Genomic DNA, 25,224 nt, shown 5'->3' with positions numbered 1-25,224 from the left:
TTATGACATGTTTACTTGAATAAATCCCCTTTTTCAGCAGAGACTTTGATATCGCCAGATTTAATCTTTTCATATACTTCTTTAACCTTTGCCACTGTATCGTCGCTTAGGTTAGGGTTTTTATCAGGTATTCCGACCCCATCATTCTTTGCATCAAAGATTAAAGTTTGACCGCCAGGGAACTTTCCATCAACTTCATGTTGAATTGTATCAACTGTAGCGTGGCCGATTTTCTTCATTGCAGAAGTCAAAATAATGGATTTATCTCCCTCATAAATTCCATCTGCATACTGGTCAACGTCAACGCCAACAATCCAAACCTGTTTGCCTGCCTTTGCACGGTCTTTTGCTTCTTTGATTACACCAACACCTACACCGCCAGCAGCAGTAAAGATTACATTTACACCACGATCAAACATTTGAGCGGCAATTTGTCCACCAGCAGCTACATCATTAAATGATCCTTGGTAAAGTACGTTTTCAGCTTTCATGTTAATTTTCGTACCTAAGTTTTCATTGGCATATTTAACACCTTGCTGGAAGCCCCAGTTAAACTTTTGTACCGCAGGAATTTCCATACCGCCGATAAATCCAGCTTCACCTTGTTTTAATTGAACAGCAGTAGCTACTCCAGCTAGGAAGCCTGACTCATGTTCAGCAAAGAAAATAGCGACTGTGTTATCTTTTACAACTGGCTTATAGTCACCTTTATGCGGGTTCCCATCAAGAATTACAAATTTAGCATCTTTATATTTATCTTGGGCTTGGTATATAGCCGTTTCAAATTTAAAGCCTGGAGTCACGATAAACTTATATCCTGCATCGTATAAATTGCCTATTTCTTTCAGATAGTCTGCTTCTGTTTCTCCAGACGGTTTAAGATATTTTTCTTGGATTCCAAGTTCTTTTTTAGCTTGAAGAATTCCTTCCCAAGTACCTTGGTTAAAGGATTTGTCATCAATGGTCCCTGAATCAGTAACCATACCTACTTTAAATGCTTTTTTATCAGTATCTTTACCGCCAGCATCATCCCCGCCGCCACAGGCAGCTAACATCGTGCCCGCCGCTAAAACCATCGACATGATTAAGCCAAACTTACGTTTTTTCAAGGTATTGTACCCCCTATTTGTAGTTTGATTAAGTAGAAATGCTTAAAGCTTAAAATGGTTGCGTTTTCAAAAGTAGTAAAGAAAGCTACACGCGCTTTCTTAGTACATGAAAACGAAACTTATCTGCTTTAAAGTAGTTTACCGAAAATAGGACAGGTTCATCCATTTCGTCGTAATGCATTTGTTTTAGCACTAACAAAGCAGTTTCTGGATCACATTCAAGAATTGGGGAAATTTTATCATGATAGCCGATCGGCTCAATTTGAGCTACCGCATATGTAATTCTCCTGTTTGCCTCTTCACCTAAAATATTGAAGATAGACTCTTCTTCATGTGAAAAGGTTTCTGGTAAAATATGAGCAGGGACTTTGTCAATACAATAGACAACCGGTTCCCCATTTGCAGTTCTTACCCTCTCGATCACGACCATTTCCTCATTTTTTGAATACGAGAAACGGCGAATGTCTTCTTCGGTGGGTTCTTGTTTTGATGATTTTAAGAAAATGGTTCCTGGTTTCATTCCAACCTGTTTAATCATGTCAGTGACACTATTTAATTGTTCAATTCCTGAAGTGAATAATGGCTTTGAGTTAACAAAAGTCCCCACTCCATGCCGCCTTATAATAACACTGTCTTCCTCAAGAATCCTTAGTGCTTCACGGAGAGTTGCCCTGCTTACTCCAAGCAATTTGGCAAGATCGAACTCAGAAGGTAATTTTTCTTTTTCTTTATAAACCCCTTGTTCAATATCCTGCTTCAGGCGATCAATTACTTGTAAATATAAATGCCGGTTATCTGACTTAATAAACATTTGCTTCCTCCAGCCTTTTTCCTAAGACATCAGACATCTGATCATTCCTACTAATCGAGATTTATATTACCATTTTTTCCGTTATAAATAAATAGGTATTCATGATTTTGTCGGAAAAAGGCATGGTGACTGCAGTTTTCATAATTTAGCTATAGCATTTATGGTGATTTTTGTTATAATTTTATTTTGTCTTTAACATTACGATGTTTGTTCCTCACTATTTGTTTTACTTACCAGTACTGCACGTGGTTTACTTCCTTCATATGGTCCTACCACTCCGCGAGCCTCCATTTCATCAATTAAGCGTGCAGCTCTTGTGTAACCAATCCGAAATCGGCGTTGCAGCATAGAAACGGATGCGGTTTGCATTTCAATGATCAACTCAACTGCTTCATCATATAATTCATCCTCAACAGCACCAGTTACTTCAGGAATATCGTCAGGGATCATTTCGTCTTGATATTGCGCCTTTTGCTGAGAAATGACAAATTCTACTATATCCTCCACCTCTTGGTCAGAAAGAAAAGCACCTTGGACGCGTACTGGCTTCGAGGCCCCGACCGGCATAAATAACATATCCCCTCTGCCAAGCAGTTTCTCAGCCCCGCCCATATCGAGGATGGTTCGTGAGTCTGTAGCGCTTGATACAGCAAAGGCGATTCGAGAAGGGATGTTAGCTTTAATTACTCCGGTAATGACATCAACCGATGGTCTTTGTGTTGCGATAATTAAATGGATACCTGCAGCTCTGGCCATTTGGGCCAAACGAGTAATGGAATCTTCTACATCGTTTGATGCCACCATCATTAAATCTGCTAACTCATCTACGATAACGACTATATATGGCAGTAATGGCTGTTTGTCATTTTCTTCAAGGTTATGTCTTCTAATATGGTCATTATATCCTTCAATATTACGTGTCCCTGTATAGGAAAATAGTTCATATCTTCTTTCCATTTCACTTACAACTTTCTTTAATGCCTGGGATGCTTTTTTAGCATCTGTAACTACCGGCGCCAATAAATGGGGGATTCCGTTATAAACATTTAATTCGACCATTTTAGGGTCAATCATCATTAATTTTACTTCATGGGGCTTAGCCCGCATTAATATGCTTGTAATAATACCATTGATACATACACTTTTCCCGCTTCCAGTCGCTCCCGCTACAAGGAGGTGAGGCATTTTATTTAACTCCGCATCGACAGCTTCGCCAGTTATATCTCGGCCTAAACAAATTAAAAGCTTTGCTTCAGGTTTATCATGCTGAGTAGCCTCTAAAACTTCCCTTAAAGACACCATCGCTATTTCCGAGTTAGGAACTTCTATTCCAATTGCTGACTTACCTGGAATCGGTGCTTCAATTCGAATATCTTTTGCCGCCAGCGCCAATGCCAAATCATCACTAAGGCTTACAATTTTACTTACTTTAACTCCGACATCAGGGTGGACCTCATATTTTGTCACAGCAGGCCCTAAATGCACTTGGGTTACGCGGGCTTTTACGCCAAAGCTTTGAAAAGTTCGTTCAAGTTTTGCAGCATTTGCGTGTATAAGCTCATATTCTCCTGTTTGATCTGTTTTCTTCGGTAATTTTAGCAAACTAAAAGGAGGCAATTCATAGTCAACATTTTCTACTTCAGTAAATGTAATATGTGGTGCAAGATCGTCTTCGCCTTCTTCAGTTTCATTTTTCTTCCCTGCAGCTGTGTCCGTGTGGTCATGTTCCTGTTTAATTTCTTCTGTATAGGCACGGTCTGCAAAACTAGAAATAATCGGTTCAAGATTTCTTGTTTCTTCGACTAGGTGCTGTTCCTCAATATGTTCAACAGCCATACCAGCATCTTGACGATTCTGGCTTCTTTGCGAACTTCTTTCATTTTTCTTTTCTTGCTGTTTTTGCTTCCACTCGCTAAGATCATTTTTAAAGGCTTCCCATTGATTTTTTGAAAAACCAAAGATTGCTGTTACGATTTTTCCCACTATGTCCCCTACTGATTTTCCAGTCAACAAAATAAAACCGATTAAGATAAAAATAAAGGCAATAATTTTTGTACCTGTTTCTGCAAATAAATAATGAAATAAAGCAAACAAAACCGCTCCAAGAATTCCGCCGCCGAGATCGGTTGTACTCGTCTCGCCCCTTACTTCCATCATAAATAACTCCCACGTATTACCGATTACACTTGGATTCTTAAATTTCCCGTCATTTGTAAGCAGGCGAAACAATGTTACATGACTCAATAAGAGGAGTGCAGAAATGATAAAATAACTTCCTATTAATTTGAGGTGAAAGAAAAAAGGAATTGCCCGTTTCCACATTAAATAAACACTAAATAATACGAGACCGATTAAACAGAGCATATACCATTCCCCCATCCAAAAGCGGAAGAAAAGAACAGTTGCTTTTCCAACAGCTCCAAGCTTTGCAATTGAGATTATTGCTAATGCCAGGATTGCTAATGCTGATAATTCGTATTGAATTGTTCGTTTCATTTTATTATCTCTTCTTTTTGGTTGTCTTCTCTTTTTTTTGGCCATTTAATCACCTTATTAATTAATTATGTATTTTACCCACTATGGCTTGTCCAAATTGGGCAAACATATATGAATCTTTATTCCATACAAAAGGAAGAAAGCAGCCCCATTGGCTGCTCTTGTCTACCTAACCTAATTATACCATAATTACCTGCTAGAAAGAGACCTCCCCATCAAGGCTTGCGAAAGAAATTTTTGCACCAGGACAAACCTTCGTATCCATAAAATGCTGCGGGTCACTGCTTAAGATGCGAACTACCTGAACATAGTGCGGGTCTGATTGTTCCACTAATAATGGTATACCTTGGTAATTAACCATTTGCTGCTTCCCAAAAGCTTCCGTTTCAGGTGGATATACAACATCATGCGGCATCATCGTGTATAAAATCATTGAATCAGCCCCTCTTTATTTGCCTTTTTTAGTTCAATTAATTCATTTAACTTCTTCATTGCCTTACCGATACCGCCAACTTCATCAATCAATCCATATTTTACAGCATCTGCTCCAATTACATTTGTTCCTATGTCCCTGGTTAAATTTCCTTTGGCGAACATTAAATCTTTAAAGGTATCTTCTGAAACTTTTGAATGCTTAGTAACAAAATTTACAACACGGTCTTGCATTTTATCTAAATATTCGAATGTTTGTGGAACCCCAATTACAAGGCCAGTTAACCTGACTGGATGAATCGTCATGGTAGCTGTTTCCGCAATAAAGGAATAGTCGCAGGAGACCGCTATCGGAACCCCGATAGAATGACCACCGCCTAAGACCATCGAAACAGTTGGCTTTGATAATGTTGCCAGCATTTCTGAAATAGCCAATCCCGCCTCCACATCACCGCCGACAGTATTTAAGATAATGAGAACACCTTCTATATTGGGATTTTGTTCAATCGCCACAAGCTGTGGTATAAGATGTTCGTACTTCGTTGTTTTATTCTGCGGCGGAAGTGCCAAATGACCCTCTATTTGGCCTACAATTGTAAGGCAATGAATTTTTGAATCATTCGATAGCTGGGGCACATTAGTTTGTCCAAGCTGCTGTATTTTATCTACTATAGCAGAAGATGGATTTTCCTCTTTTTGAGGTTCTCCTCCTTCAGGTTGATCGGCTGCTGTTTTTGGTCGAAAATCCTGTTCCATTGTAATACTCCCTTCCAAGCATGATATTTTTTAGTATTTGCCCTGGACACAAATTCATCCCTTTTTTCAATAATAAAAGGCACTAGTGATAGAGAATCAACCTCTATCTTACTAGTGCCGTATTGTTTTATCTATTTTTAAACTTCCATAATGATTGGCAGAATCATTGGCCGTCTCTTGGTTTGATCATATAAGTAACGATTTAATTCATCGCGGATCTCCTGTTTTAAGCTTGACCACTCAAATGAGTCCTTCATGATATTTCTTTCCACAATCTCTCTTACTAATTTTGTTGAATCGTCCATCAATTTTTCGGATTCACGGACATACACAAACCCCCTGGAGAGGATTTCTGGCCCTGAAGCAATTTTCTTTTCTTGTTTTGTTAATGTCACCACAACAATCAAGATACCATCCTGTGATAATAGCTTTCGGTCCCGTAGAACAATATTTCCTACATCACCTACACCTATACCATCAATTAGGATATTGCCAGAAGGAACTTTTCCGGTAATGGAAATGCCCCCATCCTTCCATTCAACGATATCGCCGCGGTCTGGGATACAAATCTGGTCCTCTACTAGACCGCATTCCAATGCCAGCTTACGATGAGCCATTAATAATCGATATTCTCCATGGACAGGAATGAAGTATTTGGGCTGCATCAAGTTAATCATAAACTTCAATTCTTCTTGACTGCCATGACTTGATACATGTACTGCTCGTTTTCCTGCTATCACATTCGCTCCAGCTCTTAAAAGCATATCAATCGTTTTAGATAAAAATAGTTCGCTTCCCTTAAGCGGCGATGCAGCAATCAATACAGTATCGCCTTGCTGAATATTAAAAAGCTTGTGAGTTTGCTTCGCCATTTTCTGTAATGCTTCAATTGGTTCACCTTGACTTCCAGTCATTAGGATCACCAACTCACTATCTTGATAATCTTTGATTTCACTTATTGGAATGATTACATCATCATTTACTTCTAAATACCCTAGATCAAGTGCAATATGGTATATGCGTTCTAGACTTTTCCCTACCACTGCCACTTTACGCTTATTCTCTTTTGCAGCATTGAAAATATGTTGAATTCGATTAATATCCGAGGCAAAGCATGCAGCAATTATTCTCGCAGAAGCATTGTAAAAGGCATTAGACATTTCTCTGGCCACGATCGCTTCGGATGTAGTATATCCAGGCTTCTCAGCCTCCGTACTATCTGAAAGTAAACATAAAACCCCTTGTTCACCGATAGAAGCCATTTTTCCTATTTCTGGTTTATAAAGTTTTGTTGCAGCTTGATCAAATTTAAAGTCACCGGTATAAACGATAATACCTTCTGAGGTATGAATACAAACACCGATTGAATCAGGAATACTGTGATTTGTTCTGAAAAAGCTGACATCCACCGAATCTAAATTTACGATTGTATTGGAGTCGACTTCTATAAACTTGGTTTTTCCTTTGTATTCCTGTTCCTTAAGTAAAGCATGCGCTAATGCCAGCGTTAATTTCGTACCATAAACGGGAACATTGATATTTCCAAGAACATATGAAAGTGCACCAATATGATCCTCATGTCCGTGAGTTAAGAAAATAGCCTTTACTCGATCTTTATTATCCTTTAAGTATGTAATATCAGGAATAACCATATCAATGCCCAGCATTTCTTCCTCGGGGAACATTAAGCCGGCATCAATAACAAATATGTCCTTGTCCACCTCAACAAGATACATATTTTTTCCGATTTCTCCTACACCACCAAGTGCAATTAACTTGATGGAATTATTTTTCTTCTTTACCACTATCTATACCCCTCCAATGCTGTATTTTTTTCTATAAATCCTTTTTGTCTGGCTCTGGCTCCGGCTCCTTACAAACGAAAGTATTGAACATTCCAATTGGTCCGATCGAAATCAGTTATGACTATTATACTTGAAATACGAAAGCCTTTACAACCATTAAACCTGGACTCTTTTTTGTTTAATAAATAGAAAAAAGCCAACNNGTTGGCTTTTTTCTATTTATTCAATTGCATTTAACAGTGCGATTAATACAGAGCGTTCAAGCTCTGTTAACCCTATAAGCGGAAGTCTGACAGAACCTACATCGAGCCCCTTGATCTGTAACGCTGTTTTAACCGGTGCTGGACTTGGTGCTGCAAAAAGGCCCTGCATCAATGGCAGAAGCTTTTGATGGAGTGTTGCAGCCTTTCCATGATCGCCTTCAAAAAATGACCGGATCATATCCTGTAATTCATTACCAATTACATGGGATGCAACGGAAACTACCCCTGTTCCTCCAATTGAAAGAACTGGAATTGTTAGGCTGTCATCTCCGCTATAAAGAAGAAAATCATCATCGGTATTCGCAATAATATGGGTCATTGCACTTAAATCACCACTGGCTTCTTTTACCGCTTTGATATTTACAATTTTTGAAAGCCGAATAATCGTCTCAGGGTGAATCGTAACTGCCGTCCGTCCAGGAATATTATAAATCATGACCGGAAGGGTTGTTGAATCAGCTACTGCTTTAAAGTGCTGATACAACCCTTCTTGGTTCGGCTTATTATAGTAAGGGGAAACCAGCATAATCCCATCTACACCAAGCTGCTCTGCTTTTTTCGTTAATTCAATCGAGGCATAGGTATTATTGCTCCCTGTACCTGCAATAACTGGAATTCTTTTGTTTACAACCTTTACAACATGACTAAATAATGCCAGTTTTTCTTCTTTTGATAAAGTAGGGGATTCGCCTGTTGTACCAGCAACAACAAGCGATTCTGTCCCATTATCAATTAAATAATTTATTAATTTTGTCGTTTTAGTAAAGTCAATATGACCTTTTCGGTTAAAAGGGGTTACCATGGCTGTAGATAGGCGCCCGAAATGAACCATTTTTTCTACTCCCTTCGAAATCTACTGATTATCCCAAAGCAGCTTTTCACTAGTCCATGTTTTTTAATGAGGCCTCTATATCCATACGGTCAAATTCAATTGATTCTTCCTGTAAATGAAAAGCATCATGCAAAGCATTAACCGATTGAACTAAATCTTCCTGCTTCACTAACACCCATATTGTCGTATGACTGTCAGCAGACTGTAAAATCCGAATCCCTTTATTCGAAAGAGCGGTAACAATTTTAAATGTAACTCCAGGGACTCCTGCAATTCCTGCTCCTACTACAGAGACTTTTGCACAGTGCCGTTCAACGATAGGTTCATGACCTAATTCCGTTAAAACTCGGATTGCCTGGTCGGTCATTTCATCTGTAACTGTATATACTACACTGTTAGGTGAAATATTGATGAAGTCTACGCTAATTTTTTCATTTGCCATTGCCTTAAAAACTTCTGCCTGCAGGTAATACTGGTCTTTTTTTGCATAAACCTTTATCTGCGTTACATTTGAAACATGGGCAATCCCAGTTACAAGCCGTTCTTTAATATCACTGCCGCGGCTATTTCGATTAAGAGTAGTAACTAAGGTTCCTTTGGCATCCGAATAGGTTGAACGAATTCGAATCGGCACCTTTGCCTGCATAGCGATCTCTACTGCTCTGGGATGAATAACCTTCGCCCCCTGATATGCCATATTGCATACTTCTGTATATGTTACAACCGATAGAGGACGTGCATTTTCAACTATTCTAGGATCCGCCGTCATAATCCCTTCGACGTCGGTAAAAATATCGATCCACTCTGCATTAAGAGCAGCCCCGAGAGCGGCTGCCGAGGTATCGCTGCCCCCGCGGCCGATTGTTGTTGTATCTCCATTTTTCGCTGCACCCTGGAAGCCGGCAACAACCACAACATCATTTTGCTCTAATTCCCGAAGTAGACGATCACATTTCATTTCAACAATTTTTGCATTCGTATGGTCGTTATTTGTCCGAAATCCTGCTTGAGCTCCGGTTAAAGCTGTAGCATTTATCCCGCTTTCACTCAGCATATTCGCAAAAACAACACTAGAGATGACTTCACCGCAGGACATTAATAAGTCTTGCTCCCGTTTTGAAAGCTTGCCTGCACTCGTGCTTACCAGAGAGAGAAGTGTATCTGTTGCATATGGGTCTCCCTTTCTACCCATAGCTGAAACAACAACTACTACTTTATAGCCATCAGCTAATGACTTTTCAATGTGTTTTAGTGCATGTTTTCGACTTTCTTCATCCTTAACAGATGTACCGCCAAATTTTTGAACAATGATTTTCATGGTGACACCTAAACCTGCCTTTTTTGATGTTACTTAGATTTTACAATCCCTAATTCAACTAATCTTTCAGCGATTTGAACTGAGTTCCAGGCCGCCCCCTTCAGCAGGTTGTCTGATACAACCCACATATGAAAACCTAGCTTCTCATCAAGATCTTGCCTAATTCTTCCTACAAAGACATCATTTTTTCCAACACAATCAGCAGGCATTGGATAAATTTGATTATCCGGATCATCCTGCAATACAACACCAGGGGCATCCTTTAACAATGCTTTAATTTCACTAGCAGTTACGCCTTCTGCTTCAATTTCGAAATAAACAGATTCAGAATGGCCTACTGCAACCGGTAAACGGACGCATGTTGCTGCAACTTGCAGGTCTGGTAAATGCATAATTTTTTTCGTTTCATTAATCATTTTCATTTCTTCAAATGTAAAGCCATTATCTTGGAATTTATCAATTTGAGGAATCGCATTAAAGGCAATTTGATAATGTTTTTTATCGGAACCTACCGGTAAAATATTTGCCTCAAATTCCTCTTCGTTAATAATGGATTTTGTTTGATTCATTAATTCTTCAACTGCTGCGGCACCCGCACCGGAAACAGCTTGATAAGTCGAAACAATAACTTTTTTCAAACCATATTTCTTACGGATTGGTTCCAAAGCCACTACCATTTGAATAGTAGAACAGTTTGGATTTGCAATAACTCCATTATGCTCATGCAGGTCAGTTTCATTTACTTCAGGAACAACTAATGGCGTATTTTCGTCCATCCGGAAGGCACTCGTATTATCGACAACGACTGCACCGCGCTTTACAGCTTCTGGTGCAAGTTCCTTAGAAACACTGCCTCCTGCACTAAATAATGCAATATCGACATCTTCAAAGCTCTCAGGCTTCGCTTCTTGAACGGTAATTTCTTGACCATTCACATTTACTTTTTTACCTGCAGACCGAGCCGAAGAAAGCAAGGTTAGTTTTTTGATAGGGAAATTCTCATTTATTAATGTTTGAATCATTTGTTGTCCAACCGCGCCTGTTGCCCCTACAACGGCAACATGAAATCCATTTTGCTGACTCATTTCTAGTTCCCCTTTCGTATACACTGGCTGGTTATTTCAATTTTTTAGAATATATGTTTGACTGCCAGTATTCATCATCATTTTATTTTACTTCATCAGCAGGAAAAATGTGTACCTACTGATGAATGATTAATTTATTTTAACATATTCCTTTAAAGAAATAACCTTTTTTGAAAGGGGAGGTGAAATTATTCACTATCTTTATATTTTTCAACAATAACCGGCTGAATTTGTTTCCCTTCTATAGCAGCCTCTACCGTTTCTGTCAATAATGACATTCTTGCAACCATAGAATTTGGCTTCTTAACAGGATCATCCTGACCATAAGGAATAAAAAATATATTTTTCGTGGACATTAACCTCATTAAATTAACACCATTTAGACCAAGAGCATCATTAGTCGAAATGCCTAGAACAACTGGTTTTAAATTTCTTAATGTTGCTTTTGCTGCCATTAAAACGGGACTATCATTAATGGCATTAGCAAATTTACTCATCGATACACCTGTTAGGGGAGCAACAACCATACAATCCAGCGGCATCTTTGGTCCTAAAGGTTCTGCCGCAACAATCGAATCGATTGCTTTATTGCCGGTTAAATCCTCAATTCGCTGTACCCAATCCTCCCCTTTACCAAAACGGGTTTCTGTGTTTTTTACCGTATAGGATACAACAGGAACTACCTCTGCACCAATTTGCACGAGCTTTTCAATTTCCGGAAATACTGCATCGTACGTGCAATGCGAGCCCGTTAACCCAAAACCTATTCTTTTACCTTTTAAACTCATTATGCATTCCCCTTTCGGTTTATTGTGGTCTCTTGGAGCAGCTGCGTGAGAACATCCGCTAAGATTTGCCCTGCTGTTTTCGGGGCAACAATTCCAGGCAGACTTGGGGCAAGCAATGCTTTAATACCGCGTTTTTCAGCATAACGGAAATCAGTCCCCCCCGGTTTGGATGCTATATCAATAATGAGCGTTTGCGGAGGCAATTTTGCAATGACTCCTGCACTGACAATTGGTTGTGGAATAGTATTAATTAAAATATCAGTAGCGACTACTTCCTTTTCGATATTGCTTAACTGGAATGGTTCAAGACCCATTTCCGTAATTCTTGCTAGATGCTCACTTTTTCTTGCTCCCACTTTTACCTTCGCACCTAGGGCATGAAATGCTCTTGCAATACTCATACCACATCTTCCTAATCCAAGGATCGTTACATTCGAACCATGGATGGTAAAGTCGGTATGCTGAATAGCCATCATAATGGTTCCTTCTACTGTTGGGATGGAGTTATAAATGGCAACATCGTCTCTTGAAAATAACTGTATAAGTTTTCTTCCTGATTGTTTTACAATCCCATTTAAAAATTCATTGCTAATCCCAGAATAAATAGTACAATGTTCGGGGGTTTTTACCAGGATTTCTTCTGTTAAGACTACCTTTTCATTAGAAAAAATCGTTTCTACCTGCCCTTCTAAATTTGTGCCAGCCACTGGCAAAATAATTGCATCTATATTCGAAAAGTCAACCTCATCCAGTTTTTCCTTGACTGCACCTGTGAAGGCGTGGTCAAGCTGTTCAAAGCCTATTAGTGAAATCCGTGCATCTAACTCGGTTAACTTCCGGATAATTTCCAGCTGTCTGGCATCTCCACCAATAACGGCTATCTGTATCCCTGTCAGCATGAAAACATTCACCTTCTTTTTTTGGAAACTTATTTGGTGAACCAAGCCACCATCTACTATAAAAATTTATCGAGAAAACTACTTCTTGCCAATAAAGTGGTGGAGCAGAGCTTAGCTGCACTGCCTTAGAGTCTTAAAATGAAAATTACCGCTGCAAATTAGTAATAAAGAAATACTCTTGTGGCGCTCCGCCCCTTTACCGTAAAATCCTTTCAAGGAATACTAATTCTACTTATCACTTCACCATCTTATGTAAGACTGTTTCAATCTGTGAGTTTTCCACCCATAAGAAAAAAAAAGCCCAAGCAAAAGTTCATTTGCCAGGACTTTAGAAAAACTCTATTCTTCATCAGGAATATCAATAATAATCATTTCGGGACCTATCTTTTTAATATGATTCCAAGGAACCCTAATCTCTTCTCCTTGTTTTCTGAAACCGAACCATTTTAACGATGGAATCAATAGGGTTTGAATTTGTCCGGTATTTTCATTTATTTCTAAATCGGTTTGCCCCAGGATACCTAGACGTTCCGCTTTTTTCACATCGACGATTTCTTTTCCGCTTAATTCACTTAACCTCATATAAGAACTCCTCTCTATCCTTTTTATATAAGTTTATAGAGGGAAGTCCATAATTAGACTAATGAAAAAAACAGTTCGAATTCACGAACTGTTTTCTTGGTATTAAAAGGTATCAGGTATATCCCCATCAGGGCTTATTAATGAAATGGAATAGTTATCCGTAAAAACTCTACTTCCCATATCATTTACGCTCTCTTTTGTTACTTGATCAATTTGTTCAATAATCTCATCCAGCGAGCGGTGTCGCTTTAACAAAAGCTCGTTTTTACCATTTCGGCTCATTCGGCTATTGGTACTTTCTAAGCTAAGCATTAAGCTGCCTTTTAACTGCTCTTTACTGTTCGTTAATTCTTTATCAGTAATCCCATCTTGTTTCAGTTTATTTAATGTTTCCTGAATAGTTTCAAACAAAACATTTAACTGCTTCGCCCCGGTACCGCCATAAATCGTTACAATACCGCTATCCTGGTAAGCTGAATGGTAGGAGAATACAGAATAAGCTAAACCCTTCTGTTCACGGACATCTTGGAATAATCTTGAACTCATACTTCCCCCTAAAATATTATTAAGGGTAATTAAACTGTAGATATCCTCGTGCCCAACCCTCAATCCTTCAAAACCAATACATAAATGGGCTTGTTCTGTTTCCTTTTTTCGAGAATTTTTATTGGAATGAAACGATGGGACATTTTCGCTTTCTTCTCTATTTCCACCTTGATACGCTCCGAAATACTGTTCCACTTCTTTAATAAACGTTTCAGGTACATTGCCTGCAATGGATACTACAACATTTTCAGGTGTGTATCTTTCATAAATGTATTCTCTTAATGAATCTCCATTAAACGTATTTAATGTTTCTTCTGTTCCCAGAATCGGATATCCAAGCGGATGATCACCATAAACAGCTCTGCTTAGCAAGTCATGGACAATATCATCAGGAGTATCCTCATACATTTTTATTTCTTCAAGGACAACATTTTTTTCTTTCTTTAACTCTGTCTCATCAAAAGTTGAGTTAAAAAACATATCGGCGAGCACATCTAAAGCAAATTTTGAATGGGTATCCAAAACCTTTGCATAATAGCATGTGTACTCCTTTGAGGTAAAGGCATTTACTTGTCCGCCAATACTATCGAATGATTCGGCAATTTCTTTTGCCGACCTAGTGGTAGTCCCTTTGAAAAACATGTGCTCAAGGAAATGAGAAATTCCATTGGTTTTAGGATTTTCATTTCTTGATCCTGTACCGATCCAAATCCCAATAGCAACTGATCGAACGGTTGGAATTTGTTCTAATACGATTCTTACTCCATTATTACAAGTATATTTGGTTATCATCAACTTCCTCCTGTCTGTAAACAGCAGATGCTACTACTCCATTGTTCATTATACCTTTTATAACTATTTTCTCCAACTTTTAACTTAATCTTGTATGTTCATTTCATTATTCTTTCTTCATTTAATAAGTTAGATACTGTCCCGATTTTTAATTTTTTCTGTTTGATCAGTGTGATTAAGCGATCAAGGGAAGCTGCTGTCGATTCAGTTGGATGCATTAGAACCATTGAACCATTGTCAATTTTACCCATTACGCGGTTAATAAGTACTTCCGGAGTTGGTTTCTTCCAATCAACTGTATCAACTGTCCACATTACAGTCTTCATATTTAATTCTTTAGCCACTTTCACTGTTTCATCTCGATAGCTTCCGCTTGGAGGAGCAAACAAATTACATTTTACTTCTGTTGCTGCTTCAATAATTTCATTAGTTTTTACCATTTGTTCCCTTGCCTGAGCTGCTGTTAATTTTGCCATATCAGGATGGGAGTAGGAGTGATTACCAACCTCGTGACCTGCACTTACAATCATTTTTGCCAGTTCCGGATTTTTTTTGACCCAATTACCTTCCAAGAAAAAACTGGCCGAAACATTGTGTTTTTTTAAAGTGGCGAGCATATCGGATAGATATTCATTCCCCCAGGCTACATTTATGATAAACGAAACCATTGGTTTATCCGGATGTCCACGATAGATGGGGGATGCAGGTAGATCATTTAGATGGATTTTCGGTTTTATTTGGGTAAAAACTAATTTCTTTTCGTCAAAAACACCTAGCTTTTTCATATTTTTATACGATGCGGAAATATCGACTTTAACCCCGCTATATCCTGGAATCGCTTTCCAAACTCGATCTATTTTTGCATCAGAAGGCGGTTTTTCATATGTAGATGCATTTTTTTTAATGCTTTCCATTAATGAATTTGATTCTTTTACTGCTGGAAGGGCATTTTCCTTCAAACCAGTTACATAATTATTTACAATTGGTGTGTTAACAAATATCCACACAGCTAAAAAAAATAATACTATGATCATTGCCTTTTTCATTCTACCTTTCCCCCTTCCATACAGATTATGTATCGAAAGGACAAGGTAGAACATTTGAATAACCAAAGTCAAAAGTTGGTGTGTGTATTTCCGCTCCAAGCAACACAATCAAAATAATAAAAAGCCAGAGTCCTATATATAGGCTCTGACTCGTTCAGTTGATCATTTTTGTTCTTCAGCCTTTTCTCGCTGCTCTTTTAGGACTGCTTTACGTGATAAGTTGACTCGGCCTTGTTTATCAATTTCCGTAACCTTGACTAACATTTCATCTCCAAGCTTAACGACATCTTCCACTTTGCCAACACGCTCTTCAGCAAGTTCGGAAATATGAACTAAGCCATCTTTGCCAGGGAAAATTTCAACAAAGGCACCGAACTTCTCAATTCTCTTTACTTTTCCAAGATATAGCTGTCCAACTTCAACCTCGCGAACGATATCTTCAATAATTTTCTTTGCTTTGTGATTCATTTCGGTGTCAGATGATGCAATAAAAATCGTACCATCCTGCTCGATATCAATTTTTACACCAGTTTCTTCAATAATCTTATTGATTTGTTTTCCGCTTGGTCCGATGACATCACGAATTTTATCAGGATTGATGTTCATGGTTAAGATTTTAGGTGCAAACTTTGAAAGTTCAGCTCTTGGTTCAGCAATGGTTGAAAGCATTGAATCCAAAATCTGCATTCTGCCCTTTTTAGCTTGCTGTAGAGCTTCTTCTAAAATTTCACGAGACAGCCCTTCAATTTTAATATCCATTTGTAATGCTGTAACACCTTTTGCGGTTCCAGCTACCTTAAAATCCATATCTCCAAGGTGATCTTCCATACCTTGAATATCGGTTAGTACTGTATAATATTCACCGGATTTAACTAGACCCATGGCAATTCCGGCAACAGGAGCTTTAATTGGAACACCGGCATCCATCATTGCTAATGTACTTCCACAAATACTTGCCTGTGATGTTGAACCATTTGATTCCAAAACCTCTGAAACAAGACGAATTGTATACGGAAAATCTTTTTCAGATGGAATTACTGGTTCAAGGGCACGTTCACCAAGGGCACCATGTCCAATTTCCCTACGGCCTGGTCCACGGATTGGTCCAGTTTCCCCAACACTAAATTGCGGGAAGTTATAGTGATGCATAAACCGTTTTTCTTCTTCGATCCCAAGACCGTCAAGGATTTGGACATCCCCCATTGCACCAAGTGTACAAATACTTAATGCTTGTGTTTGTCCACGTGTAAATAAGCCAGAGCCATGAGTACGCGGCAGAATACCTACCTGCGAGGATAATGGCCTAATTTCATCTATTTTACGGCCGTCTGGGCGGATTTTTTCTACGGTAATTAACCGGCGAACCTCACCTTTAACAATCTTGTCCAATATTTGTTTTACCTGTTTTAAATCATCTTCTGTGGCTTCTTGTTCCTCATATTTGGCTAGTACGTGATCTTTTACTTCTTTTATCGCATCCTCACGGGCATGCTTTTCTTGGACTTGAATCGCCTTGATCATATCAGCTTCACATAGCTCTCTGACCTCTGACTCAAGCTCTTTATCAACTTCATAAAGTGTTATTTGCAATTTTTCCTTGCCGATTTCAGCGACAATTTTTTCTTGGAATTCAATTAAGCGTTTAATTTCTTCATGACCAAACATGATGGCTTCTAACATTGTTTCTTCCGGTACTTCATCTGCACCCGCTTCAACCATGTTAATCGCATCTTTTGTTCCAGCCACTGTTAAATGAATATCACTTTTTTCAGACTGTTCAACGTTTGGATTAATAACAAACTGATTGTCGACTCTACCAACCACAACACCAGCAATTGGTCCTTCGAATGGAATATCTGATACACTAAGTGCTAAAGATGACCCGAACATAGCCGCCATTTCAGTGGAACAATCTTGATCCACACTCATAACGATACTGATTACTTGAACTTCATTCCGGAAGCCATCAGCAAAAAGCGGGCGAATTGGCCGGTCTATCAAGCGGCTTGCAAGAATCGCCTTTTCACTTGGCCGCCCTTCCCGTTTAATAAACCCTCCGGGAATTTTTCCTACTGCATACAAACGTTCTTCGTAGTTAACTGTTAATGGAAAGAAATCTAAATTTTTCGGTTGTTTCGAAGCTGTTGCTGTGCTTAATACTGCCGTATCACCATAGCGGACTAAAACAGCCCCATTAGCCTGTTTAGCCAGCTGCCCGATTTCAACCGTCAGATTACGCCCGGCCCAATCGGTGGAATACACATGTTTCTGGTGGTCCATATTTTTACCCCTCTCATCTAAACTACTTAGGAGGATGATGCGAAATATATATTCGCTGTAATCATCTTACTAATTCAATAAATATAAAAAAAGCCTGTAAAAGCTTATGTTATCAATCCAAATTATTATTAGTATGCACAAATAAGTCCTGACTTAAAATATGTATTAAATATTCATTTATCTTTTTTTACTAATAAAAAAGCGGGAAAATTCCCGCTTCTGTAAACTAACGACGTAAACCAAGCTTATTAATTAACTCACGGTAACGCTGTACATCTTTGTTACGAAGGTAAGTTAAAAGATTACGACGCTTACCAACCATTTTCAACAGACCACGACGTGAATGGTGATCTTTTTTATGAACGCGTAAGTGACCGTTCAATTTGTTGATTTGTTCAGTAAGGACAGCGATTTGAACCTCTGCAGATCCAGTATCATTCTCATGAGTTTTGTACTCATTGATGATTTCGTTTTTACGCTCTTGTGTGATTGCCATCCATGTTCACCTCCTAATTTTACAAATCCCCTGTTACCCAGCAAGCGTCGGTGACTCGACTTGCCAAGCAAAGGTTATTTTTAATACGTAGATAAGAATACAACTTTTTACGCCAAAATGCAAGTTTTATCCTTAATAATATCCAGGTTTATCATTCAATAAACAATCCGTCTAGAAAATTTGTCGATTTTCTTTAAAATAATGTAACGCATTTTGTTTATCCTGTTCAATTTGTCTTACAAGTTCTTCAATTCCGGAGAATTTTTGTTCTTTTCGAAGATAGAGATGCCATTCAACGACAACTTCTTCCCCATAGATATCTTGATCGAATTCAAATAAATGAACTTCAATGGAAATCTTTTTAGCATTTTGATTAAAAGTGGGCTTATACCCAACATTACAAACACCTTGATACCAAGTATTATTAACCTTCATTCTCACCGAATAAACCCCTAGCGGCGGGATAATATACTCATCATCTACATCAATATTTGCTGTTGGAAATCCAATTGTTCTTCCGCGTTTATCCCCGTGTATCACGATTCCAGTTGTCGTATAATATCTCCCCAAAAGATTGGGAAGCAGGTCAGCTTTTCCTTCCCGTAAAAGGCTGCGGATTCTTGTCGAGCTTACTTTTTCATTCCCCTCAGTGAGCTCCGGTATAACAGAAAAAGTAAATTCCTCTCTAGAATGAAAAGGCAATGTTTCCATGTTACCTTTTCCCATTCTTCCATACGTATAATCGAATCCAGCTACAACATGTTTAACATTAAGACCAATAATATATTGATCGATAAATTCCTGGGGGAGCAGGTTTGCAAATTCTGCAGTAAAATGAACAATAAACATATAATCAATCCCAAGCTGCTCAATAATTTTTATTTTCTCTGTTAAAGGAGAAATATACTGAACATGCCTTTTATCTTTTCCCAATACAACTGAGGGATGGGGGTCGAAAGTCATCACCGCACTGCTCAAGCCCAATTGAATTGCCTGTCTTTTCGCTTCTAGAATCACTTGTTGGTGGCCCCTATGTACACCATCAAAATAACCAAGTGCCATAGATAATGGCGGTATATCCTGTTTCTCCAAGTTTAATGGAAACTCTAGCATCTTTACTTCCAATTGAAACTCACCTTTTCTATACCGTAACCTTTTATTCTAGTTCATTTCTTAATACCTTAACAGGTTTTAGAAGGTTTGGCTTATTAGGATGCCTTGCATAAATAGCAATTGCCATACCATCTTTTGTTTCAGCAATAATAGGTCCGTTACAAGTTTTTAAATATTCTGGTATGTCTAATAATGCACCATTTTTCACTTTCTCTGCTACTTTATCATTTATTTTTAATTTCGGCAAATGAGAAAGTGCTGTCTCCAGCGGCTTCAAAACCTCTTCTACCGTTCCTTCTTCCGCCATTTCACTCACTTCTTCCAGCGTGAAACAGTCATCCAACGTAAAAGAGGCAGATTGAATCCTAACCAAGTTTGACATATGGGCAGGATAACCTAATTTGTCTCCAATCATAACAGCCAATGTTCTAATATATGTACCTTTACTGCAGGCTACTTTAAACCTAAAGGTAATGGTATCTCCCGTCCATTCCATCTGTTCATCGAGCAGTTGAATCGAATATATCGTTACTGTTCTAGAAGGACGTTCGACTTCAATTCCTTTACGAGCATATTCATAAAGACGAACACCGCCTACTTTTACAGCCGAAAACATTGGTGGCGTTTGCACGATTTCACCCGTTAAGGCTTCAAACACATTGAGGATTTCATTACGTGTAATTGGACGGGTTACTGTCTTTTTTTCGACTATATCCCCAGTTGCATCTTCCGTTGTCGTCGAGAATCCAAGTGTCACTTCTGCTTCATAGGTCTTCCCGGCATCGGTTATGTATTCGGCAATCTTGGTAGCTTTCCCAATGCAAATTGGCAAGACACCAGTTACCTCTGGGTCTAATGTTCCCGTATGTCCAATTTTTTTGGTTTTTAAGATTTTTCTTAATTTAAAAACACAATCATGACTTGTGATGCCCTTTGGTTTATATAATGGCAAAATCCCTTCCATATTTCCTCGCTCCTTCTATCCGAAAAAAATGGATAGACGATTGTCTATCCATTTTCCCAAACGATTCTTACTCTTCGTCATTTGTCTCCATTGGTTTATCGTCTGTATGGAGCTGATGAAGAAGTGTTTCAATTCGATTTCCATAATCGATTGATTCATCAAATTCAAATATAATTTCAGGTGTTTTGCGCAGCCGAATACGGTGGCCAATTTCAGACCGAATAAATCCTTTTGCCTTAGCGAGGCCTTTTAAGGTATTCTCCTTTTGCTCGTCATCACCTAAAACAGAAATAAATACTTTTGCTTGTTGAAGATCTCCTGTTACTTGAACATCGGTTACCGTCACAAAACCGATCCGTGGATCTTTGATTTTGCGTCCAATAATATCTGTCAGTTCTTTCTTCATCTGCTCTCCAACGCGGTTTGGTCTATGGCTCATCACATTCACCTCTTAACTTAAAGCCATTCAATTTCGGTGATCGTTCTTTCAATTTCTGGAAATGAATCAATTAATTTCAGTGCATTTTGCAGTTCGTGTTCAGCCCCGGTTCGTGCTTGTGAGACTGCAGCAATCGCGATCCTTGTTCTTTGCCAAACATCTTGATAGTCAACCTCAGCCACAGAAACATTAAATTTTTGCTTTAAGCGGGTTAGAATTCGCTGCAAAACCGCACGCTTTTCTTTTAAAGAATGAGCGTCATATATGATACATTCACAGTCGGCGACGCCGATAATCATTTACGTTCCACTTCTTGCATTATATATGCCTCAAAGACATCTTCTTCTTTAACATCATTAAAGTTTTTAATGGTAATACCACATTCATAACCTTGGGCAACTTCCTTCGCATCATCCTTGAAGCGTTTTAATGCATCAATTTCTCCTTCAAAGATGACTACACCATTACGGATAACACGAACACCGCTGTCACGAGTAATCTTACCATCCGTTACATAAGAACCAGCAATTGTTCCAACCTTCGAAACTTTAAACGTCTGACGAACTTCAGCTTGACCAATAATTTTTTCTTCAAATTCAGGGTCAAGCATGCCCTTCATTGCTGCTTCCATTTCTTCGATTACTTTATATATAATCCGGTGTAGACGAACATCTACTTTTTCTGCTTCGGCAGCACGTTTTGCATTGGCATCCGGCCGGACATTAAAACCAATAACAATGGCATTAGAGGCAGCAGCAAGCGTGATATCCGATTCGTTAATTGCGCCTGTTCCATTATGAATGATTTTAATATTTACGCCTTCAACATCTATTTTATTTAATGAAGCAGCTAAAGCTTCTGCAGAACCCTGAACATCAGATTTAAGAATAACGTTTAGGTCCTTCATTTCGCCCTGCTTTAATTGTTCAAAAAGATTATCTAAGCTTACGCGGGTCTTTTCTCCTCGCTGTGCAACTAGGGCTTGCTGTGCACGTGCTTCTCCAACCTGGCGGGCTGTCTTTTCGTCATCGAACACAACAAACCGGTCACCGGCCTGCGGTACATCATTTAAACCTGTAATTTCAACAGGAGTTGAAGGCCCAGCTTCCTTTACACGGCGGCCTTTGTCATTAACCATTGCGCGAACACGACCAAATGTATTTCCAACTACAATAGGATCGCCAATTTTTAATGTACCATTCTGAACAAGCAACGTAGCAACAGATCCGCGGCCCTTATCTAATTGAGCTTCAATCACGGTTCCCAGTGCTTTGCGATTTGGATTTGCCTTTAGTTCTGCCACTTCACTTACAAGCAGAATCATTTCTAATAGGTTGTCAATTCCCTCGCCTTTTTTCGCTGAAATCGGTACAAAGATGGTATCGCCGCCCCATGCTTCTGCAACTAAACCATGTTCGGTAAGTTCTTGCATGACACGATCAGGATTGGCTGCTTCCTTATCCATTTTATTCACAGCTATAATGATTGGAACCTCAGCTGCCTTAGCATGGTTAATCGCCTCTACCGTTTGCGGCATGACACCATCATCAGCAGCAACTACAAGAACGGTAATATCAGTTATTTGTGCACCACGTGCCCGCATTGTTGTAAATGCGGCGTGTCCAGGTGTATCAAGGAAGGTAATTTTCTTACCATTTTCCACTACTTGATACGCACCGATATGCTGGGTAATTCCACCAGCTTCACCTTCAGTAACCTTCGTATTCCGAATGGAATCGAGTAATGTTGTTTTTCCATGGTCAACGTGCCCCATGATCGTAACAACTGCAGGCCTTTCCACTAAAATTTCAGCAGCATCCTCAGTGAAGTAGACTTCTAAATCAGTTGTATCAATCTTGATTTCTTCTTCTACTTCTACACCGTATTCTCCAGCAATCAATTCAATTGCATCTTTATCTAAAACTTGGTTAATAGTCGCCATTACACCAAGTAAAAAGAGCTTTTTAATGATTTCAGAAGGTTCACGGTGAAGCTTTTTACCAAGCTCTGCCACTGTTAATGATTCAGTAAAAGTAATTTTTGCAGGAAGCTCTTTTTCTTTTTTCTTTTGCGGAGCAGCTTGCTGTACTGGCGGCTGATTTTTCCGCTTGTTTTGGTTATGATTTCGATTTTGATTTTGATTTTGATGAGATTTAGCCTTCCCTTTTCCCGGTTGGAAGGCTTTGTTTTCTTTTGACTGGTATTCTTGATCGTGCTTTTTGCCTTCTTTATTTTTCGGCGGCACAGCAACCTTTACCTTATTTGGAACGACTAACTTATCGTCATCCACCTCAAATGTTTTCGGTGCTGCTTTACTTGTTACATTTTGCTGCACATTTGGATTATTGGTTGGTTTAGGCTGTCCTGGTCGATTATTTGGTCTTTTAGCTTGAGAAGTATTCGCCGTTTTTTGCTGGTTATGATTTATCTGTTTTTTCTCTCGGGAATTACTATCTTTTTTATTGTAGGCTGCATCAAGCTTTTTAATATCTGAATCCTCTAATGTTGCCATATGGTTTGTAACCTCTATATCCATTTCCTTTAATTTTGTAATGATTTCTTTACTTGAAAGATTATGCTTCTTTGCATATTCATAAACACGTAGTTTACTCATTATTTTTCACCCCCGCTAGAATTAATCGAGCAACGATACCAGTTTTTTTGCAAACCCATCATCCAGCACAGCTACAACAACGCGGGCTTCTTTTCCAATCGCTTGACCAAGAAGATGACGGTTTTCCACCATTTTCACTGGGACCATATACGAATTACATTTATCTGTAATTTTTTTTGTTGTATTAAAAGATGCATCTCTGGATAATATTATTAGTTTTGCTTTTCCATTACGGATTTCTTTGATGCTTAGTTCTTCACCCGATATAATTTTTCGTGCTCGATTAGCCAATCCAAGCAATGAAAACCATTGATTTTCTTTCATTTGGTTGACAAGTTCTCCTTCTCTATTAACTCAAGAAGTTCCTCATAGATCTCAGCCTTTACTGTTACATCTAAATGGTTTGACAAGATATTTTTTTTCTTGGCTAACTGAACTGCTTCTTTATCTTTTGAAAGGTATGCACCTCTTCCGGATTTCTTTCCGGTTAAATCAATCGATACTTCCCCTTCTTTTGAGCGAACGATGCGAACGAGTTCTTTTTTCGGTTTCATTTCACCGGTAGCCACACATTTGCGCATAGGAACTTTTCTTTTAGTGTTCACGCCCATTCACCTCACATTACTCTAACTCTTCATCGAAATTAAAATCCGTATCAACTTGATCATCAAATAACTTAATTATTTCTTCACGTGGGTAGATTCCCAATTCCCGTGCTTCTGATTCTGATTTGATGTCAATTTTCCAGCTGGTTAATTTTGCAGCAAGACGGGCATTTTGACCCCGTTTCCCAATTGCTAAAGATAGCTGATAATCCGGGACAATGACTGTAGTTGCTTTTTCATCCTCATTCACAATGACATCTAGAACTTTTGATGGACTTAAAGCATTGGCAACAAAAACGACAGGATCGTCCGACCATTTGACAATATCTATTTTTTCACCTTTTAATTCATTTACAACCGCCTGTACTCTTGCACCTTTTGGTCCTACACAGGATCCAACAGGATCAACTTCAGGATTATCGGAATGAACAGAAATCTTTGAACGGTCTCCAGCTTCACGGGCGACTGATTTAATTTCAACAGTACCATCATAAATTTCAGGAACTTCAATTTCAAATAGGCGTTTTAATAGTCCTGGATGTGTACGTGAAACAAAAATTTGAGGTCCCTTAGTGGTCTTTTCAACTTTTGTGATAAAGACTTTAATCCTATCATGAGGTTTATATCGTTCATTTGGCATTTGTTCATTTACTGGCAGCAGGGCTTCAATTTTCCCTAAACTGACGTAAATAAATTTAGAATCAAGCCTTTGGACAATCCCTGTCATAATATCTTCTTCACGGTCAATAAATTCGGAATAGATAATGCCTCTTTCCGCCTCACGTACACGCTGAGTGACAACTTGCTTTGCAGTTTGTGCGGCAATTCTGCCGAAATCCTTTGGTGTCACTTCCATTTCTACTACATCTTCTACTTGGTAATTCGGATTAATGCGTCTAGCATCTTCTAATGATATTTCAAGACGAGGATCAAAAACTTCATCAACAACTTCCTTACGGGCAAAAACACGCATTGAACCTGTTTCTAAATTTAAATCAATCCTAACATTCTGAGCCTGATTAAAATTACGTCGATATGCCGATATTAGTGCCGCCTCAATTGCATCAATCAAAACGTCCCTGGAAATACCCTTTTCTTTTTCCAGAATTATAAGAGCATCCATTAATTCGCTGCTCATTTGGTTGTATCCCCC

The 25,224-nt window shown here is 38.7% G+C and carries 24 protein-coding genes; all 24 read right to left on the bottom strand.

The genetic code is table 11. The annotated features are described in order from the left end of the window. Positions 1 to 11 precede the first annotated feature (11 nt). The gene (locus IE222_RS00635; protein ID WP_191269333.1) at positions 12 to 1,082 is read right to left on the bottom strand and encodes a BMP family lipoprotein; all 1,071 of its coding nucleotides are present in this window, start codon (positions 1,080 to 1,082) and stop codon (positions 12 to 14) included. 112 nt (positions 1,083 to 1,194) lie between these two features. Continuing rightward, positions 1,195 to 1,920 (bottom strand): GntR family transcriptional regulator, encoded by a 726-nt coding sequence (locus IE222_RS00630; RefSeq protein WP_191268685.1) that lies wholly within the window; start codon positions 1,918 to 1,920, stop codon positions 1,195 to 1,197. 198 nt (positions 1,921 to 2,118) lie between these two features. Beyond that, complete coding sequence (locus tag IE222_RS00625; RefSeq protein WP_191268683.1) at positions 2,119 to 4,461, bottom strand: FtsK/SpoIIIE family DNA translocase; 2,343 nt, start codon at positions 4,459 to 4,461, stop codon at positions 2,119 to 2,121. A 151-nt stretch (positions 4,462 to 4,612) separates the two neighbouring features. Beyond that, positions 4,613 to 4,849: a YlzJ-like family protein gene (locus tag IE222_RS00620; protein ID WP_191268681.1), complete on the bottom strand. Its 237-nt coding sequence runs from the start codon at positions 4,847 to 4,849 to the stop codon at positions 4,613 to 4,615. Beyond that, on the bottom strand, positions 4,846 to 5,604 hold the full coding sequence (locus tag IE222_RS00615) for a ClpP family protease (RefSeq protein ID WP_191268679.1): 759 nt from the start codon (positions 5,602 to 5,604) through the stop codon (positions 4,846 to 4,848). Before IE222_RS00615 ends, IE222_RS00620 begins: the two co-directional genes overlap by 4 nt. Before the next feature lie 137 nt (positions 5,605 to 5,741). Next, positions 5,742 to 7,409, bottom strand: coding sequence for a ribonuclease J (locus IE222_RS00610; protein WP_191268677.1), 1,668 nt, complete (start codon positions 7,407 to 7,409; stop codon positions 5,742 to 5,744). Positions 7,410 to 7,628: 219 nt separating this feature from the next. Further along, entirely contained in the window at positions 7,629 to 8,504 is an 876-nt protein-coding gene (gene dapA, locus IE222_RS00605; protein ID WP_191268675.1) for a 4-hydroxy-tetrahydrodipicolinate synthase, read from the bottom strand. Positions 8,505 to 8,553: 49 nt separating this feature from the next. Next, positions 8,554 to 9,822 carry an aspartate kinase gene (gene dapG / locus IE222_RS00600; RefSeq protein WP_191268673.1) on the bottom strand — a complete coding sequence of 423 codons (1,269 nt, stop codon included), beginning with the start codon at positions 9,820 to 9,822 and terminating at the stop codon, positions 8,554 to 8,556. Positions 9,823 to 9,851: 29 nt separating this feature from the next. Continuing rightward, positions 9,852 to 10,907: an aspartate-semialdehyde dehydrogenase gene (gene asd / locus IE222_RS00595; protein ID WP_191268672.1), complete on the bottom strand. Its 1,056-nt coding sequence runs from the start codon at positions 10,905 to 10,907 to the stop codon at positions 9,852 to 9,854. Positions 10,908 to 11,095: 188 nt separating this feature from the next. Beyond that, positions 11,096 to 11,695, bottom strand: coding sequence for a dipicolinate synthase subunit B (gene dpaB, locus IE222_RS00590; RefSeq protein ID WP_240009751.1), 600 nt, complete (start codon positions 11,693 to 11,695; stop codon positions 11,096 to 11,098). Further along, a complete protein-coding gene (gene dpaA, locus IE222_RS00585; protein ID WP_191268670.1) occupies positions 11,695 to 12,594 on the bottom strand; it encodes a dipicolinic acid synthetase subunit A in 900 nt (299 codons plus the stop codon). The genes dpaB and dpaA overlap by 1 nt, the downstream gene beginning before the upstream one ends. 339 nt (positions 12,595 to 12,933) lie before the next feature. Beyond that, positions 12,934 to 13,176, bottom strand: coding sequence for a YlmC/YmxH family sporulation protein (locus IE222_RS00580; protein WP_191268668.1), 243 nt, complete (start codon positions 13,174 to 13,176; stop codon positions 12,934 to 12,936). A 102-nt stretch (positions 13,177 to 13,278) separates the two neighbouring features. Beyond that, on the bottom strand, positions 13,279 to 14,514 hold the full coding sequence (locus IE222_RS00575) for a M16 family metallopeptidase (RefSeq protein ID WP_191268666.1): 1,236 nt from the start codon (positions 14,512 to 14,514) through the stop codon (positions 13,279 to 13,281). A gap of 98 nt (positions 14,515 to 14,612) precedes the next feature. Continuing rightward, entirely contained in the window at positions 14,613 to 15,560 is a 948-nt protein-coding gene (locus IE222_RS00570; RefSeq protein WP_191268664.1) for a polysaccharide deacetylase family protein, read from the bottom strand. A 162-nt stretch (positions 15,561 to 15,722) separates the two neighbouring features. Then, complete coding sequence (gene pnp, locus IE222_RS00565; protein WP_191268662.1) at positions 15,723 to 17,840, bottom strand: polyribonucleotide nucleotidyltransferase; 2,118 nt, start codon at positions 17,838 to 17,840, stop codon at positions 15,723 to 15,725. Between the two features lie 226 nt (positions 17,841 to 18,066). Then, complete coding sequence (gene rpsO, locus IE222_RS00560; protein ID WP_191268660.1) at positions 18,067 to 18,336, bottom strand: 30S ribosomal protein S15; 270 nt, start codon at positions 18,334 to 18,336, stop codon at positions 18,067 to 18,069. Positions 18,337 to 18,507: 171 nt separating this feature from the next. Next, complete coding sequence (ribF, locus tag IE222_RS00555; protein ID WP_370464993.1) at positions 18,508 to 19,461, bottom strand: bifunctional riboflavin kinase/FAD synthetase; 954 nt, start codon at positions 19,459 to 19,461, stop codon at positions 18,508 to 18,510. 31 nt (positions 19,462 to 19,492) lie between these two features. Next, on the bottom strand, positions 19,493 to 20,413 hold the full coding sequence (gene truB, locus IE222_RS00550; RefSeq protein WP_191268658.1) for a tRNA pseudouridine(55) synthase TruB: 921 nt from the start codon (positions 20,411 to 20,413) through the stop codon (positions 19,493 to 19,495). A gap of 67 nt (positions 20,414 to 20,480) precedes the next feature. Beyond that, positions 20,481 to 20,852, bottom strand: coding sequence for a 30S ribosome-binding factor RbfA (gene rbfA / locus IE222_RS00545; RefSeq protein WP_191268656.1), 372 nt, complete (start codon positions 20,850 to 20,852; stop codon positions 20,481 to 20,483). Positions 20,853 to 20,869: 17 nt separating this feature from the next. Then, positions 20,870 to 21,151, bottom strand: a complete 282-nt coding sequence (locus tag IE222_RS00540; protein ID WP_191268654.1) for a DUF503 domain-containing protein — start codon at positions 21,149 to 21,151, stop codon at positions 20,870 to 20,872. After that, entirely contained in the window at positions 21,148 to 23,466 is a 2,319-nt protein-coding gene (gene infB / locus IE222_RS00535; protein ID WP_191268652.1) for a translation initiation factor IF-2, read from the bottom strand. Before infB ends, IE222_RS00540 begins: the two co-directional genes overlap by 4 nt. A 21-nt stretch (positions 23,467 to 23,487) precedes the next feature. After that, positions 23,488 to 23,790 carry a YlxQ family RNA-binding protein gene (locus IE222_RS00530; RefSeq protein WP_191268650.1) on the bottom strand — a complete coding sequence of 101 codons (303 nt, stop codon included), beginning with the start codon at positions 23,788 to 23,790 and terminating at the stop codon, positions 23,488 to 23,490. After that, positions 23,787 to 24,071, bottom strand: coding sequence for an RNase P modulator RnpM (rnpM, locus tag IE222_RS00525; protein WP_191268649.1), 285 nt, complete (start codon positions 24,069 to 24,071; stop codon positions 23,787 to 23,789). The genes IE222_RS00530 and rnpM overlap by 4 nt, the downstream gene beginning before the upstream one ends. A 16-nt stretch (positions 24,072 to 24,087) precedes the next feature. After that, complete coding sequence (nusA, locus tag IE222_RS00520) at positions 24,088 to 25,209, bottom strand: transcription termination factor NusA (protein WP_191268647.1); 1,122 nt, start codon at positions 25,207 to 25,209, stop codon at positions 24,088 to 24,090. Between the last annotated feature and the right edge of the window lie 15 nt (positions 25,210 to 25,224).

This window comes from Neobacillus kokaensis, assembly GCF_014656545.1.
Taxonomy (GTDB): domain Bacteria; phylum Bacillota; class Bacilli; order Bacillales; family Cytobacillaceae; genus Neobacillus; species Neobacillus kokaensis.
This window is presented reverse-complemented; position numbering and strand designations above follow the sequence as displayed.

Bases quoted from the DNA above. Each gene is read 5' to 3' on its own strand.
- IE222_RS00635 (WP_191269333.1), bottom strand. From the start codon at position 1,082: ATGTCGATGGTTTTAGCGGCGGGCACGATGTTAGCTGCCTGTGGCGGC.
- IE222_RS00630 (WP_191268685.1), bottom strand. From the start codon at position 1,920: ATGTTTATTAAGTCAGATAACCGGCATTTATATTTACAAGTAATTGAT.
- IE222_RS00625 (WP_191268683.1), bottom strand. From the start codon at position 4,461: ATGGCCAAAAAAAAGAGAAGACAACCAAAAAGAAGAGATAATAAAATG.
- IE222_RS00620 (WP_191268681.1), bottom strand. From the start codon at position 4,849: ATGATTTTATACACGATGATGCCGCATGATGTTGTATATCCACCTGAA.
- IE222_RS00615 (WP_191268679.1), bottom strand. From the start codon at position 5,604: ATGGAACAGGATTTTCGACCAAAAACAGCAGCCGATCAACCTGAAGGA.
- dapA (WP_191268675.1), bottom strand. From the start codon at position 8,504: ATGGTTCATTTCGGGCGCCTATCTACAGCCATGGTAACCCCTTTTAAC.
- dapG (WP_191268673.1), bottom strand. From the start codon at position 9,822: ATGAAAATCATTGTTCAAAAATTTGGCGGTACATCTGTTAAGGATGAA.
- asd (WP_191268672.1), bottom strand. From the start codon at position 10,907: ATGAGTCAGCAAAATGGATTTCATGTTGCCGTTGTAGGGGCAACAGGC.
- dpaB (WP_240009751.1), bottom strand. From the start codon at position 11,695: ATGAGTTTAAAAGGTAAAAGAATAGGTTTTGGGTTAACGGGCTCGCAT.
- dpaA (WP_191268670.1), bottom strand. From the start codon at position 12,594: ATGCTGACAGGGATACAGATAGCCGTTATTGGTGGAGATGCCAGACAG.
- IE222_RS00580 (WP_191268668.1), bottom strand. From the start codon at position 13,176: ATGAGGTTAAGTGAATTAAGCGGAAAAGAAATCGTCGATGTGAAAAAA.
- IE222_RS00575 (WP_191268666.1), bottom strand. From the start codon at position 14,514: ATGATAACCAAATATACTTGTAATAATGGAGTAAGAATCGTATTAGAA.
- IE222_RS00570 (WP_191268664.1), bottom strand. From the start codon at position 15,560: ATGAAAAAGGCAATGATCATAGTATTATTTTTTTTAGCTGTGTGGATA.
- pnp (WP_191268662.1), bottom strand. From the start codon at position 17,840: ATGGACCACCAGAAACATGTGTATTCCACCGATTGGGCCGGGCGTAAT.
- rpsO (WP_191268660.1), bottom strand. From the start codon at position 18,336: ATGGCAATCACACAAGAGCGTAAAAACGAAATCATCAATGAGTACAAA.
- truB (WP_191268658.1), bottom strand. From the start codon at position 20,413: ATGGAAGGGATTTTGCCATTATATAAACCAAAGGGCATCACAAGTCAT.
- rbfA (WP_191268656.1), bottom strand. From the start codon at position 20,852: ATGAGCCATAGACCAAACCGCGTTGGAGAGCAGATGAAGAAAGAACTG.
- IE222_RS00540 (WP_191268654.1), bottom strand. From the start codon at position 21,151: ATGATTATCGGCGTCGCCGACTGTGAATGTATCATATATGACGCTCAT.
- infB (WP_191268652.1), bottom strand. From the start codon at position 23,466: ATGAGTAAACTACGTGTTTATGAATATGCAAAGAAGCATAATCTTTCA.
- IE222_RS00530 (WP_191268650.1), bottom strand. From the start codon at position 23,790: ATGAAAGAAAATCAATGGTTTTCATTGCTTGGATTGGCTAATCGAGCA.
- nusA (WP_191268647.1), bottom strand. From the start codon at position 25,209: ATGAGCAGCGAATTAATGGATGCTCTTATAATTCTGGAAAAAGAAAAG.